General features: G+C 41.3%; 15 protein-coding genes. 6 read left to right on the top strand and 9 right to left on the bottom strand.

All coding sequences use genetic code 11. The annotated features are described in order from the left end of the window. The first annotated feature begins 460 nt into the window (after positions 1-460). The 5 genes from AACU33_RS34455 to AACU33_RS34435 all read left to right on the top strand — a co-directional run bounded on the left by AACU33_RS34455 (position 461) and on the right by AACU33_RS34435 (position 7,541). Entirely contained in the window at positions 461-1,033 is a 573-nt protein-coding gene (locus AACU33_RS34455) for a PEP-CTERM sorting domain-containing protein (RefSeq protein WP_096594738.1), read from the top strand. A gap of 272 nt (positions 1,034-1,305) precedes the next feature. Continuing rightward, a complete protein-coding gene (locus AACU33_RS34450) occupies positions 1,306-1,623 on the top strand; it encodes a hypothetical protein (RefSeq protein WP_086691328.1) in 318 nt (105 codons plus the stop codon). 255 nt (positions 1,624-1,878) lie between these two features. Continuing rightward, positions 1,879-3,606, top strand: a complete 1,728-nt coding sequence (locus tag AACU33_RS34445; RefSeq protein ID WP_096594737.1) for a succinate dehydrogenase/fumarate reductase flavoprotein subunit — start codon at positions 1,879-1,881, stop codon at positions 3,604-3,606. 213 nt (positions 3,607-3,819) lie between these two features. Continuing rightward, complete coding sequence (locus tag AACU33_RS34440; protein ID WP_096594736.1) at positions 3,820-6,798, top strand: PAS domain-containing sensor histidine kinase; 2,979 nt, start codon at positions 3,820-3,822, stop codon at positions 6,796-6,798. Between the two features lie 392 nt (positions 6,799-7,190). Beyond that, the gene (locus AACU33_RS34435; RefSeq protein ID WP_096594735.1) at positions 7,191-7,541 is read left to right on the top strand and encodes a DUF760 domain-containing protein; all 351 of its coding nucleotides are present in this window, start codon (positions 7,191-7,193) and stop codon (positions 7,539-7,541) included. Between the two features lie 117 nt (positions 7,542-7,658). Here the strand turns inward: AACU33_RS34435 and AACU33_RS34430 are convergent, their stop codons facing one another. The 4 genes from AACU33_RS34430 to pilM form a co-directional block, all read right to left on the bottom strand. After that, entirely contained in the window at positions 7,659-10,103 is a 2,445-nt protein-coding gene (locus AACU33_RS34430; RefSeq protein WP_096594734.1) for a type IV pilus secretin family protein, read from the bottom strand. 256 nt (positions 10,104-10,359) lie between these two features. After that, on the bottom strand, positions 10,360-11,124 hold the full coding sequence (locus AACU33_RS34425) for a pilus assembly protein PilO (RefSeq protein ID WP_096594733.1): 765 nt from the start codon (positions 11,122-11,124) through the stop codon (positions 10,360-10,362). Beyond that, a complete protein-coding gene (locus AACU33_RS34420) occupies positions 11,121-11,885 on the bottom strand; it encodes a PilN domain-containing protein (RefSeq protein WP_096594732.1) in 765 nt (254 codons plus the stop codon). Before AACU33_RS34420 ends, AACU33_RS34425 begins: the two co-directional genes overlap by 4 nt. Before the next feature lie 4 nt (positions 11,886-11,889). Further along, positions 11,890-12,996 carry a type IV pilus assembly protein PilM gene (pilM, locus tag AACU33_RS34415; protein ID WP_096594731.1) on the bottom strand — a complete coding sequence of 369 codons (1,107 nt, stop codon included), beginning with the start codon at positions 12,994-12,996 and terminating at the stop codon, positions 11,890-11,892. Between the two features lie 140 nt (positions 12,997-13,136). Between pilM and AACU33_RS34410 the strand changes: the two genes are divergently transcribed. Beyond that, a complete protein-coding gene (locus AACU33_RS34410; protein WP_096594730.1) occupies positions 13,137-14,438 on the top strand; it encodes an ABC transporter substrate-binding protein in 1,302 nt (433 codons plus the stop codon). A gap of 67 nt (positions 14,439-14,505) precedes the next feature. Here AACU33_RS34410 and AACU33_RS34405 read toward each other — a convergent pair whose 3' ends face one another. From AACU33_RS34405 to AACU33_RS34385, 5 genes are all read right to left on the bottom strand, one after another. Next, entirely contained in the window at positions 14,506-15,576 is a 1,071-nt protein-coding gene (locus AACU33_RS34405) for a sensor histidine kinase (protein ID WP_096594729.1), read from the bottom strand. A gap of 6 nt (positions 15,577-15,582) precedes the next feature. Then, entirely contained in the window at positions 15,583-16,749 is a 1,167-nt protein-coding gene (locus tag AACU33_RS34400) for an FIST signal transduction protein (protein ID WP_096594728.1), read from the bottom strand. 375 nt (positions 16,750-17,124) lie between these two features. Beyond that, complete coding sequence (locus AACU33_RS34395; RefSeq protein WP_096594727.1) at positions 17,125-18,381, bottom strand: bifunctional folylpolyglutamate synthase/dihydrofolate synthase; 1,257 nt, start codon at positions 18,379-18,381, stop codon at positions 17,125-17,127. A gap of 128 nt (positions 18,382-18,509) precedes the next feature. After that, a complete protein-coding gene (locus tag AACU33_RS34390) occupies positions 18,510-18,635 on the bottom strand; it encodes a photosystem II protein Y (RefSeq protein WP_096594726.1) in 126 nt (41 codons plus the stop codon). Between the two features lie 201 nt (positions 18,636-18,836). After that, positions 18,837-19,373, bottom strand: coding sequence for a gamma carbonic anhydrase family protein (locus AACU33_RS34385; RefSeq protein ID WP_096594725.1), 537 nt, complete (start codon positions 19,371-19,373; stop codon positions 18,837-18,839). Positions 19,374-19,508 lie beyond the last annotated feature (135 nt).

Raw genomic sequence — 19,508 nt, 5'->3', positions numbered from 1 at the left:
ATATTAAAAATCACCTACTTTACTAAAAATTTATAAAGTATATAAGGTGTATAGTTTTTGACTACTCCGTAAACATCTGTCCTTTGGGATATTTAAATATTTCAAACATACTTATTTAAATATGTTTTTTCTGTAAAGCCTCAGTATAAAGTTGTTTTTTTTACTGATATTTCGTAAATTAAGTAAGTTCCGAAAGAGCAAATAATTTATACCTAAGTTATCTGCGCGCCAAACAGCTAATTTAAAGGCTGAGATTGTCTTGGAACATAACATTTGGTGCAAGGTGTGCAGCTACTCATATTTTTTCAATTGTCCAACTGATAGGTCATTTGGCAATTCATCTGTCTAATTATTTTTTTGCAGGTATGCACTACGTATTGGATTGCATATATACGCAATTATACGTAATTTCTACATACCTGATTTTCAACAACAATTAGTTTTTTCAGGAATAAATTCTATGAGGCTTCTTCCAGTATTTGGGTTTACAGCTGCAATTATTTGTGCATCTACTTCCGTTACACAAGCAGCGGTTATCAATGGAGGATTTGAGACAGGAGATTTTACAGGATGGACTCAGTCCGGGAATACTGGTTTCACGGGTGTCAATAGTGCTGATGTCAATAGTGGTAATTACTCTGCCTTTTTAGGCCCAGTAGGATCGCTTGGTTTCCTATCACAGTTAATTTCTACAACAATTGGTCAATCATACCAACTTAGTTACTTTCTGAAGAGTGATGGTAGAATAACCAACCAATTTCAGACTTTTGTTGATGGAAATAAGCTCTTTGACCAAGAGAATATCAAAGCTCAGGATTATACTAAATACGTATACAACTTTGTAGCAACAGCAGTGTCTACAGAGTTGAAATTCGGTTTCCGAAACGATCCTGGTTATTTGCGCTTGGACAATGTTAGTATCAGTCCCCAATCAGTTCCTGAACCCCTAACTCTAGGTGGCACAGCACTAGCTGGTGGTCTCGGCTTCCTAATGAAGAAGAGAAAAGCAGCTTCTCAGCAGGCTAAAGCTTAACTATACTCATCTGATTTCAACGATCGGTACTAGACAGAAATTTTGTGGTCAGATAAACATCTTGCACAAAGAAGCCAAGATACAAAAGTTTTTTTGTGTCTTGGTTTTTTAGCACAATTGGAAATTTACTATAGATAGCAATCTCATAGCTTGAATCAAAAAAAGCTGTTTATAAAGTAATATTACAAACCTTGGAAAAATATTGAGAAATTGGCTGCTAGCCAAACCTGGCTCTAAGGTAGAACCTATAGGAGAGACTTGAGGCGAATGTGATGAACATGAATAATATTCAAAACTATCGGTTTGTCTGTACGTTGACCTTTGGTGATATCTACGGTCAAATTATTGTTTGGTTAATTACAATTACCATTAGTTTGGCGTCAGCATTGGCACTGATGGGTGCCAGACGACCAGTTTATGCTTTAGCTACCGTTGGCCTCGTAGTACTGCTATCGTTGCCGTTCTTGTTATTTGCGTTCGTAACTACATTGTTAAATCATATTGAATTAACTGCTGTAGAGCCAGGAACAAAGACCGAACCCATACCAGGTAATGTTTCCCAGCAAAAACCCGTACAAGCAACCAGCTGAACAGATTTTCAAATTGGAGATTTGCGTTTTGGGATTGAGTCGTCATCTAATCGACGAATTGCCTAATTTATGCGAAATCTCAAATCACAATCCAAAATCGCAATCATCTCCCTGTCCTGTGGCAGGGAATTTCTTTGTTAGGACTAAAGTCAAAAGTCAAAAGTCCAATGACTACTAGAGTTCTTGGAAAATATTTGAGAATAAGGGCAAAGGGATAGTTTTTTATTCATAATTCACGGATTAGTAAAAACTCATATGCTAGAACATGATGTAATTATTGTTGGGGGTGGCTTGGCTGGATGCCGTGCGGCTGTGGAAATTGCCCGCATTAACCCCAGTTTAAATATTGCTGTGGTTGCCAAAACTCACCCCATTCGTTCGCACTCGGTAGCTGCTCAAGGTGGTATGGCAGCATCGTTGAAAAATGTCGATCCAGAAGATAGCTGGGAAGCGCACGCATTTGATACTGTCAAAGGTTCTGATTACTTAGCAGACCAAGACGCTGTCGCAATTCTCGCCCAAGAAGCGCCAGATGTGGTAATTGACTTGGAACACATGGGTGTTTTGTTCTCACGCTTGCCAGATGGTCGCATTGCTCAACGGGCTTTTGGTGGACATTCCCGCAACCGTACTTGCTACGCTGCTGATAAGACTGGTCACGCAATTTTGCACGAATTGGTAAATAATTTACGTCGTTATGGCGTCCAAGTTTACCAAGAATGGTACGTAATGCGCCTGATTTTAGAAGAAGGTCAGGCGAAGGGTGTGGTGATGTATCATCTCTTAGATGGGCATATAGAGGTACTACGGGCTAAAGCAGTGATGTTTGCCACCGGAGGCTATGGTCGCGTTTATAACACCACATCCAATGATTACGCTTCTACTGGTGACGGTTTAGCTATGACTGCGATCGCAGGTTTACCCTTAGAAGATATGGAGTTTGTGCAATTCCATCCCACAGGCTTATATCCGGTAGGAGTGCTGATTTCCGAAGCAGTGCGGGGAGAAGGTGCCTATCTCATCAACTCTCTTGGCGATCGCTTTATGGCAAACTACGCACCTAGCCGCATGGAACTGGCTCCTCGCGATATTACCTCAAGAGCGATCGCTTACGAAATTCGTGCTGGACGTGGTATTCATCCTGATGGCAGTGCGGGTGGGCCCTTTGTTTATCTGGACTTGCGCCACATGGGCAAAGAAAAAATTATGAGTCGCGTTCCCTTCTGTTGGGAAGAAGCCCATCGCTTAGTGGGCGTTGATGCTGTGACTCAACCCATGCCTGTACGTCCGACGATTCATTATTGTATGGGTGGTATCCCAGTTAACACTGATGGTCGAGTCCGTAGCAGTGGTGATGATTTCGTAGAAGGCTTTTTTGCGGCTGGGGAAACATCTTGTGTTTCCGTACACGGTGCCAATCGCCTTGGGAGTAATTCCTTACTCGAATGTGTAGTTTATGGCAAGCGAACCGGGGCGGCGATCGCGCAATACGTGCAAAACCGCAAATTACCCACAGTAGACGAACAACGTTACATCAAAGAAGCCCAGCAACAAATCCAAGCCTTACTAGAACAGCCGGGAACATACCGAATTAACCAAATTCGTCAAGCCTTTCAAGATTGCATGACTCAATACTGCGGTGTTTTCCGCACTGAAGAATTAATGCGAGAAGGGTTGCAAAAACTTGCAGAATTACAACAGCAATATCCCCAAATATATTTAGACGATAAAGGCAATTCTTGGAATACAGAAATTGTCGAAGCCTTGGAATTGCGGAGTTTAATGGTAGTCGGACAGACAATTCTCGCATCCGCACTCAATCGTCAAGAAAGCCGTGGCGCACATTTCCGCGAAGATTATCCCCAAAGAGATGATGAAAAATTCCTCCAACATACAATGGCTTACTATTCACCAGCTGGCATGGATATCCAGTATCGCCCTGTAGCGATTACCATGTTTCAGCCCCAGGAAAGGAAATATTAAATTGGGTAATTAAGAAAATCTTCGTTAGCGATCGCATTCCCAAAATTACAAGAGTGCGATCGCTTTTTTCTGTTAAGTGTTTCATCAAGCATCGCTATTAGAAGTAATTTGGCAAAATGAAGCAATTTTTGTTTACCCGAACTCTGACAAGGGAACTCTAAATAAAGTCAACCTAGAGCAGTCAGAAAAGTAATACGCTACGGTTACAAAGATATGACTCAGCTTTCTCCCACCCACAAAGAAATGTCCACAGAAAAAATACTTCTGGAAACCGAGAGCGATGAAACTCTAAAGCAAGAATTAATTACTCTCCGGCAGAGGGTGGTGCAATTAGAGCAAGAGTTGGCAAATTTGCCACAGCCAAATTCAGATCCAGAGGCTGAGAACTTCTTAAAGCTAGCAAGGGAAGAACGCCAAGCTTTGATGACAATTCTCGAAGCCAGCGCTGATTTTATTGGTATTGCATCAATGGAGGGAAAACCTTTCTACCTCAACCCAGCAGGAATGAAGTTGGTGGGACTCAAAGATATAGAGGAAACAAAAAACATACATATCAGTGAATTGATAGTACATGAAGATCGGGAACTATTCCATCAAAGCATTTTACCAACTGCGATTCAGAAGGGATATTGGCAAAGTGAATTTCGCTTACGCCATCTGATTACTGGAGAGTCGATTCCAATTGACTATACCCTGTTTGTTGTCAAAGATCCCCTGACAAACCAGCCCATTGGTTTAGCAACCATTAGCCGGGATATTCGCGATCGCAAATCCACCGAACAGCGACTTTTACAACAAACGCAGCTTTTACAAAGTGTGTGGCAGGGTGTAGATTATGGCATCTTTGTCTTGGATGTTCTCGATGATGGTGCAGAATTCCGCTTTGTAGATTACAACCCAGCGATGGCCCGTACCAGCGCTGTGCCGATGACAAGTCTCTTGGGCAAAACTTTAACAGAATTTTTCTCACAAGACATGGCAAACCTCTACCGTCAGCGCTATGCTGCGGCTGTTCGTACTGGCAAGACTAACTTTTTTGAAGAGCATTTCTGTGCCAACGGTCAAGAAACTTGGTGGTCTTTAAGTGTCACACCCTTAAGAGATGCTAGTTCGCGCATCCATCAAATTGTAGTGACTGCAACTGACATCACAGAACGCAAACAAGCCGAAAAAGCACTAGAGCAACAAGAAATCCTTTACCGCAGTATTTTTGAAAATGTCAGCGATGGTATAAATATTGTCGATTTGGAAACGGGAGAACTTGTCGCAGCTAATCCTGCTGCTTGTCAGATGCATGGCTATTCTCAGGAAGAATTTATGAGACTTCAGCCTCCAGAATTTATTCATCCAGATAGTCTGCCCAAGTTTGCAGAGTTTATTCGCAAAATTCAAGCAAGTAGTAAATTTCACGATCGCGCGGTAGACGTGCGTAAAGATGGCACGCTAATGGATGTTGAAGTGACCGCAACTCCTTGCTTTCTCAACAATAAAATCCATGCATTAGCCGTCATTCGAGATATTAGCGAACGCCAACGTGCCGAAGCCGCACTGGCTGAAAGCGAAGCTAAGTTTCGCAACCTTGTAGAAGGTGCTAACGATATGCTATGGGTTTGCACGCTGGATGGAGTTCTCACCTATCTTTCTCCGCAATTCCAAGTCATGTTCGGCTTCAAATCATCCGATTGGCTAGGGCAATCTCTGGTACCTTTGGTTCATCCAGATGATTTAGCAACAGCACTAGCTTTGTTCCATCAAGTTCTAGAGACTGGTGAGAAAGGAGCAGGAGTAGAATTTCGGCACAAATGCCTAGATGAAAGCTGGCGGTGGGTCAATTCTAATGCTTCCCCTGTTAAGAATGCTGAGGGGCAAATAATCGGCTTTCAGGGAATTATGCGGGACATTAGCGATCGCAAACAAATAGAAACCATCCTTGCCGAAAGTGAGTGTAAATTCCGTCGGTTTGTGGAAGATGCCAATGATGTGATTTGGTCGTCTCAATTAGATAGTACTCTCACTTATATTTCTCCCAAGTTTCAGGATATTTTCGGCTATGAAGTTTCTGAATGGTTAAATCGCTCGTTTGTTCCTTTGATTCACCCCGATGATTTAGACCATGTTACAGACTTTCTCAACCAAATCATTGAAACAGGTCAGAGTGGTGCAGGTATGGAGTTTCGCCATCCTAAAAAAGATGGAACTTGGGGATGGGTGACATCGAATGCCTCACCAATCAAAGACACTGATGGTAAAGTTATCGGCTTACAAGGCATTTTGCGAGATCTGAGCGATCGCAAACAAGCGGAAATTGAACTCCAGCAAAAAACTAAGGAACTGGAACAAACTCTGCAAGAACTTAAACAAACTCAACTCCAAATGATCCAAAGCGAAAAAATGTCCAGTCTGGGTCAAATGGTCGCAGGTGTCGCCCATGAAATTAATAACCCAGTTAACTTTATTCATGGCAATCTTACCCATATTAGTGAATATACTCAAGACTTATTAAATCTTGTAGAACTTTATCAGCAGCATTATCCTGAACCACCACAGGAAATTGCAGATGCGATTGAGTTGATAGATGTGGAATTTCTAATTGAAGACTTAACTAAAGCCCTCCAATCCATGCGCATAGGCACTCAACGGATTCGAGAGATTGTGCTTTCTTTGCGGAACTTCTCGCGCTTAGACGAAGCCGAAGTTAAAGATGTCAATATCCACGATGGCATCGATAGCACAATAACCATCTTGCACAACCGTTTGAAAGCACATTTGGAACGCCCAGAGATTCAAATTATTAAAGAATATGGAAACTTACCGCTAGTAGAATGCCATGCGGGACAATTAAATCAAGTATTTATGAACATTATCAGTAATGCAATTGATGCACTTGAAGAATACGATCGGCAGCGAGTCAACACAAGTACGATCTCAATTCAGACAAAAGTCATCCAGAACAACTGGGTGCGAATTTGTATTGCTGACAATGGCCCGGGGATGAAAGAAGAAGTTCGCCAACGTTTGTTCGATCCCTTCTTTACGACAAAGCCAGTTGGTAAAGGTACTGGCTTGGGTTTATCTATCAGCTATCAAATTGTCACTGAAAAGCATGGTGGTAAGTTCTGGTGTGAGTCTACACTCGGTCAGGGAACAAAATTTATCATTGAAATTCCCATAATTTATACAAATTTGAAATAGTTATTTATTAAAAGTCAAAAGTCCAGATTCAAGATTGTCCCCATACTCTTCTGTCCTGATTAGACAGAGTATTTTTTGATAGGCAGCATTAGCTCAAATAAACTTAAAAGTGCGATCGCACTCACCACCAGAGGATCTACGTAAAGATGCGATCGCCTAAATATTTTGACTGATGAAAAGCCGCTACATTTTTGATCGCAAATTATTTTTTAGAACCAAAATGTTAAATTTAATGCTGAAATTATTTAAATAACTAAATTTTCGAGCGTGCAGATTGTCTCAACAGGTTTGTAGAACAAACCACTCATTTAAGGTTCGGTTTCGCTGACTTTGCTGCCATCAATAAACCGATAAATTGATTGATAAGTAAAGCACGACTTGAGATAAAAGCCATGAGTAACCTTTCTCATTACAACCCAGATAACTTTGAATCTGAATTAACTAGCAACAATAATTTCTGGCAATACATACAATCTCTTACTCCCGAAACTGTTGGTCAACTATCCAAGCCTTCTTCCCCGGAAGTATTGCAGTTAATTCAACGCGCCATTGTGGGAATATTAGGTAACTTACCCCATGACAGATATCAGTCAGTTATCACTACCAACCGGGATGAACTTGGCAGACTTTTAGGTTCTGCGATGGTAGATGGCTATTTCTTACGCAATGTCGAACAGCGGCTAGAAATGGAAAAAACATTACAACTGATAGATGTTAAATCCCAAGACACCGAACAGTCGTAATGCTGCAACTATTATTGATTTACAGAAGTCACACCTCAAAAGTTGAATTAGAGATGAGAGAGCCAATAAGTCCCCCATCTCCCTAATTCTCTTAATTTTCGTAATGACGAATTTGTATTACCGCTTGTTAGAAGGCTGCCAACCGCGACGCTCAAGCATTTGCCGCACCTCTGGGCTGGGATTATAGTTATAGCCATAAGAAGAGCGTTCTGAGTCATCCATAATTTGAGGTGTGAGCATGACAATTACCTCTCTGCGTTCATTGCTTCTGTTGGTCTTTCTAAACAGCGAACCAATTAAAGGAAGATCGCCTAAGATGGGAATTTTAGAGACACTTGTCCGGTCTTGGTCTTGAATAATACCGGAGAGAATCAGCGTTTGACCATCTCGCAAACGAATCATCCCCGAAGTCAGAGAGCGTTCAGAGACTAAAATAATTTGTCCATTTCCTGTATTTTCTGCTGCTGTAGGCGCGCTGACAGTTGGAGCAACGGATAGAGAAACAAAACCATTGTCATCAATCCGGTCAATTTTCACATTCAAGGTCAAGCCAACTTTTTGTTTATCTATTGTTCTCTCAGTTCTAGAGCCACCAGAAGTATCAGTTGTTTGAATAGTTATGTTCCCGACTACTTCCTGAGTCAAGTTAACAAGAGCTTGTTGACCTTCTTGCACAATTAGAGTTGGGTCAGTCAAAATCTTGGCGTTGCCATTTGTCACCTGAGCCTGCAAACTAGCGAGTAAGCGTTTGGGGAATTGGTATAAAGAGGGAAGAGATGCAACAGCTGTACCAAGAGTACCGCGTGATACAGTCGATGTACCATCAGCATTCCGGGTCACAATGGTATCCGTTGCAGGAGTGATATTAGAAAAACCTGGTTGTAGCGGATTACTATTGGTAGGAGGAATAGGTTGATAAAAGGTTCCACTTCCCGGATTTTGGGTTACGGTGCTTGTTCCATCTGGATTTACCACTACAACACCTGGGGTGGTTCCTGGAATACTGACGCTGCTATTTGGATCGAGAAAAGGCGAACCTGAAATTGGGTTTGTAATAACTGGTGTACTATTCACACTATTGGCTGCTTCAGTAGCAGTAGCAGGTCTAGAGCCACCAAAATTCAACGATGCTGCACCACCATCATTAGCAAAGAAGTTGTTCCCCACCCCAAAGGAGAAACTGGTATTGTAATCTTGGGTTCCCGTAAGATTCACATCAACAATTTTGACGTTAACTACCACTTGACGACGGCGGACATCAAGCTGAGTTAGCTGTGCCATCGCAATATCAATCAGCCTAGGAGAGCCAATTAAAGTAACGGAATTAGTGCGCTCATCTCCTAATGCCTGTAAACCTCTAAGTAAGGGGTTAGAGTCTTTAAAATCAACCCGTTGAGTTTCTAATTTAGTTTCTGTGGTTGTTTGAGTTTGGGTAACTGCGGCAGCTGAATTACCTACAGGTACAGCACTAACGCTAGTAACCAGTCGTTCGCGGCTAATGGCACTTTCTGCTCCTAAACCAACTAAAAAGTTAAGGGCAACTCCCACTGTCACCTGATTGAGCCTCAGGCTACGCATCACTGTATCACGGGTAGAAGTAGGTAGTTTCGATCCCACAAAAACGGTGCGACCGCTACGATTAGCTTCTAAACCACTCAAGCGCAAGACGTAATTAAACACATCTTGTACTGGTTCGTTTTCTATATCTAGGGAGATAGTTTGAGAGATTGCTTGTCCATTAGCAGCAGTACCACCTCCTGCACCCTCTCCTCCTACATAAGCCAAGTTAAGACCAGCAGCACGAGCTAGTAGTGATAAAACCTCCCGCACTGGAGCATCTCGCAGTACTAATCGAGGTACGCGTTCCTGAGTTGCTAGGTCAATGGTACTAGGAGAGGCATCAGTATTAGAGATAGCAATATCCCCTACTGGTGGAGCGACAGCTCTAGGTAAGAAGGGTGGCCCTTGGTTTGGCGGTTGGCCTGGGCCAGCTGGTAGTGCAGGTTTTCCATCAATTGTGACTTCTGGGTTAGGAACAAGAACATCTGGTTTTGTATTAGGTTGGGATGGAGCCGGAGTCGATGGGGTTGTTGCTATGGGTGTTGTTGGTATTGGTATAGGTGCTGTCGGTGTTGGTGTTGATGCCGTGGTACCTGTGGATGGGCTAAAACCGAGAGTAATACCATTTTGCTGTCGCACGACAGGTTGATTGCTAGGGGCATTATTGCTTCCAGTTACCACCACCCGGACGCTATTGGCATCAAGCTGAATAACTTCAACTGAGGCAATTCCTGAAGTGGGGTTGTCTTTGCGGAAATTATTGCCTTGTGGTAAACGTAGTTGAGTATTAATAACATCTGTAACTAAAGCATTACCTCTTTTAGTGGTGAAAACTTGCGGACGCGAGCCTGAAGACGTTTTCAAAACAACATTAATTCCACCATTAACTGGATTTAGCTGTACGTCAGTAATCTGGGTAGTGTCTGCCCAAACTGGTTGAGCTGCCAAAAAGATAAAAGCAGCAGTACCCAATAATAAATTATTACCGTGAAGCTGTTTCACAGTTCATTCCTCACCTGATAAAATCTTGTTGACAAATAATTTTTGAGTAGATACCTTGCCAGATAGTGAGTGAGCAACTTGTATGCCCAAAACTCAATTGATAGGGCTAGTAACTGAAGTCTACTCAGGTAGACTCTTAAGACGACTTTCGCTATGCAGACCTACCTAGATTGACAACGCTGAAGGTTGTTAAGACTGGTGTAAGATCTATTTAGAAGTGTTCTTCTTAGTACCCATAAATCAGCACTAGTTGCTGTTATTTTTTAGTAGCAGCGGCAGCAGCAGCAGCGGCTATTTCTTCGGGGCTAAGTGGTATTAATGCCTGTAACTGAAAAGTTGTACTAATAGATGCAGGGCCAAGCTGCTGAACTTTTTTGCCTGTTAACGGGTCAACTGGTGCTTTAACCAATGTCGATTGATAATCTTTAACTATCAATAAAGGCTGTAAACGCTCAATGTTACGAAGAATTGATTGCGTTTGTTCATAAGTACCCTCAATTGCAACATTGATATTACTGCGTTTCAACTTGCCATCGACTTGTGTTCCCAGACTGCCATCATTAATCGCTTGCGGTTTCTGCGGATCTGGCACAAACTTTTTCAGTTCTCCTCTGGCTGCGTTAGCAGGAATTTGAGCATTACTAGTTTCAACCAAGCGATTTAGATCCAGTAGCAAGGTATCCAAGGTTTTTTCATTAGAAAATAAACTTAAAACCTGTACTTGTTGAAGTTTTGCTTGTTCTAGCTCGGCTTTGACCTGATCGATCTTTTTGATACTAGCTGTCTTTTGATCGACTTGTCCTTGCAGTTCGCTCACTTTTGCTTGCTTTTGTTGATAGGTATCCCAAGCTGGCATTAACATATTTAGGCCTATATACACGGCTCCAGCCAGACCTAAAACCCCTACCACAGCACCAATGATTTTGGGTGTAAAGCTAATCCCTAACAGTACAGGATAGGCGGGAGATTCGCCAAATTCTCCACTGTTGTCTGCAAAATTTAAATCCTCACTCAGCGTCATTTTGAAATGACTCCTGTTTGTTGCATACTACGAATTCGAGCTACTAATCCTACAGTGCCTTTTTGCTCTAGCTCCCGGATTAATTCAGAAGCTGGAACATCGCTGAGACTTGATTGAATAGTGTATTTGACAACTTGAATTGGTGGAATTTTTACTTCCTCTTTGGCAGTACCTTCTGGTAATGGTGCATCGATCAACTCTGCTGTAATAATTTTGCTTTCTGACGACTTTAAAAATCGAGACTGTTGCAGAGAGAGCAAGAAATCGTTGACATCGTTAAAAGAGCGAGCCATTCCAGAGATTTCTATTCCGCCCGCTGGATTGCCTGGTGGTTGTCCTGGGGCTGGGGGAAGCGGTGGAATTTGCTTGACATTCTCAATTTGCACTTTTGCAGGGATGCGATCGCGCAAATCTTGCAACATAGCTGACCAAGGACGAATCTGGTCAAACACAGTAACTAAGGCTTGTGTTTCTCCTTTAACTTTGTTGGTCTGTTCTTTAATTTTGTTAATATTTCCGATTTCTGTGTCTAACCTCTTGTTTTCCTGATCTAGCTGTGCTATTTTTTGCTCTAATTCAACATTTTTACCTTCTAACAACCACCAAGCGCCGCCCGCAGCTGCTGGTAAACATATACCAATGGCTACTCCCAGATAAATTGGTGTTAAGTTCCCAACAGGAAGTTTCACTCCTCCTTGTTTAATAGACTTTTTCTGGAAATTTGGACGATCCTTAAGAAAGTTAATATCCAGACTGTACATTCTGTTACACCTCCCTCATTCCTAGACCCAGTACTGTCGCTAAACCAGCGCGTTGTACTACAGGGTATTTCTCTTCGTTAACTTCTAAGGACAAAGCTGCTATGGGATCGATTTGGGCGGTCGGCAAGCTCAATCTTTGGGTGAAGAACTCATCTAGCTGTTGTAGCCCACCTCCGGGACCAGCTAGGAAGATTTGCGCTACTTCCAAATTTTCACTCTGATTGAGGTAAAAATCGATAGAACGACGCAGTTCATCAGTGAGTTCTCCCAATACCCTTAATAGGGCTGCCATCCCAGGATTAATGTCGGTGAGACCAGTTTTTCCCCCATCTACAGGAGTGGTCATAATCGTCATTCCCTGCAACAATTCCATATCTCGTGATGTCGGTAAACTCATGGCTTTCGACAGGGCTTGTTGCATTTGATAAGTGCCTATCGGCACAGTGCGCGAAAATTGTGGAACTCCGTTAACAATGATGGCAATTTCTGAACTGTCAAACTCTATATCCACTAGTACTGCTGCTTCTTGTGGCCCAAATTGCCGCAGTTGGTCGCGAATTGTCCGAATCAGCGCAAAACTGTTAATCTCTAAAACATCAATTTGCAATCCTGCCTGCTCAAATGTACTGATATATGCGTCTGTCACCTCCTTACGTGTAGCTACTAAAAGTACTTGTACTTTTTCAATACCATCCTCATCTACAAAGTACCCAAGTTTTTGATAATCTACATCAGCTTCTTCGCGAGGATAAGGTAAATACAAAGCTGCTTCATGGTTTAGTACCATCTCCCGCAGTTCTTTATCATCTAACTCTGCTGGTACAGGTATTAAACGTACAATTGAATCTCTTCCTGGTACAGCAGTAGCAACCCGAGAAGCTTTAATCTTGCTATCAGTTAGCGCCTGCTGAATTAATTGCGCTATTGCTGGAGGGTCAGCGATCTGACCATCGGTAATTAGTCCTTCGGGAACTGCTACTGATGTTAAGGCTTCTATTTTAAAGCCTTGACGCTGTTTGCGTAGTTGAACTATACTCACCCGTTCTGGTGCTAGTTCAATACCGACTCCTTTATTAGATTTGCCAAACAGACTATTGAAGCTTTTCACCACTTTTTTGCCCGTCGCACTGCTAAATTGAAAAGTTAAATGATACTAAAAACGTTCTTGGTACTAGGTAATGGATTTAGCCTATAATCTCGACAATTCTGCATAAGCTTTTGACTGTAAGCAAGCGTAAATATACTAGTAAAATGTTTAAAATTCACAAATTCAAACGATTGTCTGTATTTGTACTGCTCGGCTTATTAACCAGCTGGATTGTGAGTTGCAGCACAGGTAATGTTGGCACAGTCACAAAACAGAATCCTTCAGAAACAGCAAAGATTGAGTTTTGGACTATGCAACTCCAACCTCAATTTACTGGCTACTTCCAAAACCTAATTGCAACTTTTGAGTCGCAAAATAAAGGTATAAAGATTAACTGGGTTGATATACCTTGGGCTGCGATGGAGAACAAAATCTTAACAGCTGTCTCAGCAAAAACGCCACCTGATGTTGTCAACCTCAATCCGGATTTCGCATCTCAACTTGCAGGACGAAATGCCTGGCTTGATGTAGATACGAAAGTTCCAAATGAAGTACGTTCCTCCTATTTGCCCAATATTTGGAAAGCAAGCACACTCAATGGTAAGAGTTTTGGCATTCCTTGGTACCTCACCACACGGCTAACCATTTATAACACTGATTTATTAAAACAGGCAGGTATCAACAAATCGCCAAGTACTTACGTAGAATTAGCACAAGCGGCACAACAAATTAAAGATAAAACTGGGAAATATGCCTTTTTTGTAACATTTGTACCGCAAGATTCCGGTGAAGTTTTAGAATCCTTTGTGCAAATGGGAGTCACCTTAGTAGATACCGAAGGTAAAGCAGCCTTTAATTCTCCTCAAGGCAAAGCAGCGTTTCAGTATTGGGTAGATTTATATAAAAAAGGTTTATTACCTAAAGAGGTATTAACCCAAGGACATCGCCATGCTATTGATTTATACCAAGCTGGAGAAACGGCTTTTCTTGCTTCTGGCCCGGAATTCTTGAAAACGATCGCCAATAATGCGCCAAAAATTGCTCAAGCTTCCGCGATCGCACCACAAATTACGGGTGAAACAGGTAAGAAAAACGTCGCTGTCATGAATGTAGTCATCCCCAAAGAGAGTAAAAATCCGGATGCGGCTGTTAAATTTGCTTTATTTCTTACCAATGATGAGAATCAATTAGCTTTTGCTAAAGCTGCTAATGTGTTGCCATCTACTATCAAAGCACTATCTGATAGCTACTTTAAAGATGTTCCTGCTACTGCTACAACAGTAGAAAAAGCGCGAGTTGTTAGTGCCCAACAACTACAACAAGCAGAGGTATTAACACCTACTTTGAAAGATTTCAATAAATTGCAAAAGGCAGTTTATGAGAACTTACAAGCGGCAATGTTAGACCAAAAGACGGTCGATAAAGCTGTAGAAGATGCGGCGCAACAGTGGAATAATCGAACATAGGAGAGAGAAATTTTAGTTTAGGGTGCGATCGCCAAGTAAGGCACCCTAAACTAATTACTAATTGAGACTACTGTATTGGGATTTGAATGACAAATTCGGCTCCTGCTCCAAGTTTTGAATAGCAATCCAATTTTCCACCATGTAGTTCGTTAATAATTTGGTAACTGATTGATAAACCTAACCCCGTACCTTTACCCACTGCTTTAGTTGTAAAGAAAGGATCGAATAGTTTTGTGCGCACCTGCTCATCCATTCCCAACCCATTATCAGCAATCCGAATCTCTACCCAATTGTTATCAATAATCTCAGTGTTTATTTGAATTTGTGGCTGCTTAGTTATCGAGTGTTCGGTATCAGTTGTCAGTTTGCTTAAGAATAATTCTTCTAAAGCATCAATTGCATTGTCGATAATATTCATAAATACCTGATTGATGTGCCCGGCGTAACACTTGATTAATGGTAATTTTCCATAATTTTTAATAACTCTAATTTCTTGATAATTTTTTGCTGCTACTTTAAAACGATTGTTTAAAATCACTAAAGTGCTGTCGATGCCCTCATGAATATCAACTGCTTTAAATTCTGCCTCATCTAAACGAGAAAAAGTCCGCAGAGATTTGACAATTTCACCAATTCTCTCTGCACCTACAGTCATAGAACGAAATAGTTTTTCTGAGTCTTGTTTGATAAAGTTCAGTTCAATTGCTTCTATTTCTTGTTCAATTGCTACTACTGGTTCAGGGTAATACTCTTGATAAAGCGTAATTAGCCTCAGTAAATCTTGAAAATATGTCTGAGCATAATTTAAATTCCCGTAGATAAAGTTGACTGGGTTATTAATTTCGTGAGCAATTCCCGCTACCATAACTCCCAGAGCAGACATTTTCTCAGATTCTACGAGTTTCATTTGTAAAAGTTTGAGATTTTTGAGAGCATTCTCTAGCTCATCACCCCGATTTCTTAAGGCTATTTGCGACTCCTCTAACTCGCAAATTACATTTTTTAAGACCATTTCTCGGCGTTCGCTGACGTTTTCAAGTTGGTGTCTATCGGCTTCTGAACGCTCTAGTTTTTTTGTGAGAATGCGCACATTTTTCTCTAATTCTTTTAGCTTGCTTTCATATTCTTGATGTTCCATAAGCCTTTACTTTGTCCCTAAGAGCAGAGTCACAAAAGTTTCTTGATGATAGTAAGAATAACCATCAGGTTCTAAGGGAGCAAATTCACCGTAAGTATAGAATCCACAAATGGGTATTTCAGAAGAGAGTGCATTTTTAACGAGTTGATATTCTTCTTTTGTTCTCGTACCTAAAAACCAACGGCGACAGCAACAAGAGAATAACAAAACGGCTTCTGGTTCGGTTCCAGGATAATTTGCTAGAGCATTGTGCAAAGAAGTTTCAGCCGCAGCAATCACCTCGTCTCTGCTAATGTCTGTGACTTGAACTATGGCTTGCTCCGGAATATTACCGAGAAAATTGATAGTACCAGTTTCAATGTTGTAAGTGTTAGGCACTCGCATATAGTAGCGATCGCTATCTCCTTCGTATACTGCTAATGGATGCTCCGCAGTTGGTGGGCGATCGCCTAAATACCGTTGATAATATTCCAATGCCGATTTACCATCAATTTCGTGAAGGACAGTTCCCTGAGACTTGGTAACAATGCTTTTACGTCCAATGGGTTGCCAACCACAGGCAATTCCATAGGAAAATTGGATATCTCCAGAAAATATCAGAACTGGTAGAGAATCAGTTAGCACTTCATTACGGTAAAATTGATAGGTTTTTTGAAATCTAAATTGATCTCCCGCTGTACCACCTAAAATTGGAATCTGAGGATCTAAAGCCAGTTTTAGTCCTTGAAGAATTAATTCTCCATTAGTTGTTGAACCATTTTCTGTATAGCTAGCTGGTAAAGTAACACATAATTTCGCACTATTATTGCTTTTCGCCGTTGCTTGTTGCACAGCTTGGTGAGCAGCTGCAAAAGGATTTTCTCTTACTTGATAGCCGACACCAGCATGAATTTCTACAGTGTCAGAGCTAAAAAGCATGAGCGTCAAAGAATCTTGTTGGAATCCTAAAACTGAAGAGGCTTCGCCATCGGTGGTGCAACCAATCAAATCAATATCGGGAAAAATTTGATGAATTTCTTTGAGGATTAACTGATGATCGAAGTCAATAGCAGCGAATAAAATACCTGCCTGAGGTATGAAACCTGCTAAATCGTTAACACACTGTTCTAAAATTTCTGTAATTGCACTTTGAGAATCTGGGTCTTCGCTGTGACCAACAACTACTTTTAGCATTTTTCTCTCCTATTAACTAGAAATTACTACAGCACCATCGCTTCAACGATTGTCTGCAACATCATTTCTCAGTTAATTTTGCCCATTGAAGTCTTGCTAATCACACATATCACTGAATTTATATAATAAGTTTAAATACTTAGCATAAGCTTTAAAAGTAAGAGAAGTGCAATCCCCAACTCTGATATTTGATAGATGAAGATATCAGAATGCCAAAATCCTGATATTTACAATATTTTGTAGAGCGATCGCCGCATTGAAAGTGTTAATTAATCGCGTAGGTATGTTGAAATAAATTGATAAATATTACGCACATAAAAGATTAATTTATAATATAAGTATTGGGGAAAATTATCTAAACTAAAAATCAACTTTTTATGATTTATGTTCTGCTAAAAAGTTTCCTATTAAATATAAAGAACCGCACAAAACAACTAAATTCTCAGTACCAGTAAAAGCAGCTTCCAGGGCTGAAGATAAATCTGGATAAGATTGGCAAAAATCTAAGCTTGGGCAAACATTAACAGCTAACTTTGCTAATTCATCAGGAACGGCTGAAGAAGTATCTGGTACTGGTACGAGAAATAATCTATCTCCCTGGCGTAACAAGGCTTGGAAAATATCAGCATGGTCTTTATTTGCCATCATTCCCATAACCCAAGTGACTGTGGGAGTCTTCAATGTATCCACATAATCGCGTAATACTTGAGCGCCAGCAGGGTTATGAGCACCATCGAGTAATAATTTATGCTTTTTCCAAGTAACCCATTGAATACGCCCAGGCCATTTAGTTTTTGCCATCCCATTAATTATGGCCGATTGCGAAATTTGCCATTTCTGTTTTTGGAGAATTTCTATAGCAGCTAAAGCTAAGGCAGAATTTGTTAATTGAATTTGTCCCTGTAAAGGCAAAGGATATTGAATTAATTTGGAATTTTCTAGAGTTTGGTATTCAGCCCATCCTGAAGATATGGGACGCGCAGGCTGAGGCGTAAATATTGGGCATTGTAATTCTTGAATGCGCGATCGCACAACTTCTTGGGCATCTTTAGGTAATAGCCCTACAACAACCGGACATCCACTTTTGAGAATCCCAGCTTTTTCTCTAGCAATATCCGCAACAGTAGGGCCTAGTTGTTGCCAGTGTTCTCTGCTGATGGAGGTAATGATTGTCACCAAAGGTTGTTCGCACACATTAGTTGCATCTAAGCGTCCTCCCAATCCAACTTCTACCACCGCCACATCAACTTGCTGTTGGGCAAAATACAACCAAGCAGCGGCGGTAATGACTTCAAACTGAGTTGGAGATTCATCCTCAGGCGCGTTCGCTGCTTGCACTTCTTGTAATAATTTGTACAATTCCTCTGAAGAAATTGGCTGTTCGTTTAGACAGATACGTTCTGTCCAATCAACTAAATGAGGAGAAATATAACGTCCTGTACGATAACCAGCTTCAGTCAGAATGGATGAAAGATAAGCACAGACAGAACCTTTGCCGTTCGTACCCGCGACATGAATTACCGGGACTTGGTGATGCGGATTCCCAAGATTTGCCAATAGCTTCAGAATGCGTGAGAGTCCGAGATTGATACCAAAAGGTTGAAACGATTTTAGTAGAGAGTCAATATCCACGATTGGGGGAAGAGAGAGTTTGTAGAGAAATTGGACAAGAGAGAAATCAAAAATGCCCTAAGACCAATGAACCGACTGTTCCTGCAAAAAGAAACAGTCGGTTAAATAATGTTAATTCTTATTTGAGTTTAGGCTTCTCTGTTTAAAAAGTTTTGAACTTGTTGTATTGCAGCCGCACCAATATTAAATAAAGCCCAACCAGCAGCAATGGCAACAGGTGCTAAAACGATTGCTACACGAAAATCAATGTCCATATTCAGAACCCCTCTGTTAAATAAATTAAAGTTTTGTCAACTGCTCTCATTTTTATTGTTAGCTTAAGTGGGCAATTTTTCCAGCCCCATATGTAAAGAATATTTACAATTTTGTCATTTGTTATTGGTTATTGGTCATTCGTCAAAAGTCAAGAGGCAAAATTTATTAGTTATTTCTTCCCGATCTTCCTTGCGGCCTCATCACCCTGACTGCGGCTTGGGAAATCCGAGATCGGTTCCCTTACCAGCATGAACTAAAGCTAACTTTTGGTAACGTTCAGCGTGTTCGAGAAGTTCTGTAACTTCGGTGTCTGAGATTTGGCGAATCACTTTGCCAGGAACGCCCACAACTAAGGAAAATGGTGGTATATCCTTAGTTACTACAGCACCAGCACCAATAATGCTACCAGTACCTACCCTGACTCCGTCTAAAACGATCGCGCCAATCCCAATCAAACTACCTCGTTCAATATAGGCAGAATGTATCACAGCGCGATGTCCTACAGTGACACGATCTTCTAAGATGGTAGGAAAACCAGGGTCGCAGTGTAGGATAGCGCCATCTTGTATATTCGTGCATTCGCCAATATCGATGCGTTCTACATCTCCCCTGACCACTGCTCCATACCAAATACTTACCCCTGCCTTTATGTTTACCGAACCGATAACAATCGCATTAGCTGCAACAAAGGCAGCTTGAGAAAAATCAGGAGATGGCCAGTAAGAAGCTGTAGACACGATAGAATATGAATATGGTACCCAGGAACACTGGAGAAACTCCAACATTTGAGGCTGGTTGCAAAACCAGAATATCACAGGGTCAAGCTTCTATGCTGAGGAAGACACTAGTGAATCCTGTTACTGCAACAAGTC

This window comes from Calothrix sp. NIES-2098, from assembly GCF_963875125.1.
Lineage (GTDB): Bacteria > Cyanobacteriota > Cyanobacteriia > Cyanobacteriales > Nostocaceae > Aulosira.
Note: the sequence above shows the minus strand (reverse complement) of the source record. Positions and strands in the feature narration are given on the sequence as shown.

Excerpts from the sequence above, each read along its gene's own strand:
- AACU33_RS34455 (WP_096594738.1), top strand. The coding sequence starts at position 461 with ATGAGGCTTCTTCCAGTATTTGGGTTTACAGCTGCAATTATTTGTGCA.
- AACU33_RS34440 (WP_096594736.1), top strand. The coding sequence starts at position 3,820 with ATGACTCAGCTTTCTCCCACCCACAAAGAAATGTCCACAGAAAAAATA.
- AACU33_RS34390 (WP_096594726.1), bottom strand. The coding sequence starts at position 18,635 with ATGGACATTGATTTTCGTGTAGCAATCGTTTTAGCACCTGTTGCCATT.
- AACU33_RS34450 (WP_086691328.1), top strand. The coding sequence starts at position 1,306 with ATGAACATGAATAATATTCAAAACTATCGGTTTGTCTGTACGTTGACC.
- AACU33_RS34425 (WP_096594733.1), bottom strand. The coding sequence starts at position 11,124 with ATGACGCTGAGTGAGGATTTAAATTTTGCAGACAACAGTGGAGAATTT.
- AACU33_RS34405 (WP_096594729.1), bottom strand. The coding sequence starts at position 15,576 with ATGGAACATCAAGAATATGAAAGCAAGCTAAAAGAATTAGAGAAAAAT.
- AACU33_RS34410 (WP_096594730.1), top strand. The coding sequence starts at position 13,137 with ATGTTTAAAATTCACAAATTCAAACGATTGTCTGTATTTGTACTGCTC.
- AACU33_RS34400 (WP_096594728.1), bottom strand. The coding sequence starts at position 16,749 with ATGCTAAAAGTAGTTGTTGGTCACAGCGAAGACCCAGATTCTCAAAGT.
- AACU33_RS34435 (WP_096594735.1), top strand. The coding sequence starts at position 7,191 with ATGAGTAACCTTTCTCATTACAACCCAGATAACTTTGAATCTGAATTA.
- AACU33_RS34445 (WP_096594737.1), top strand. The coding sequence starts at position 1,879 with ATGCTAGAACATGATGTAATTATTGTTGGGGGTGGCTTGGCTGGATGC.
- AACU33_RS34420 (WP_096594732.1), bottom strand. The coding sequence starts at position 11,885 with ATGTACAGTCTGGATATTAACTTTCTTAAGGATCGTCCAAATTTCCAG.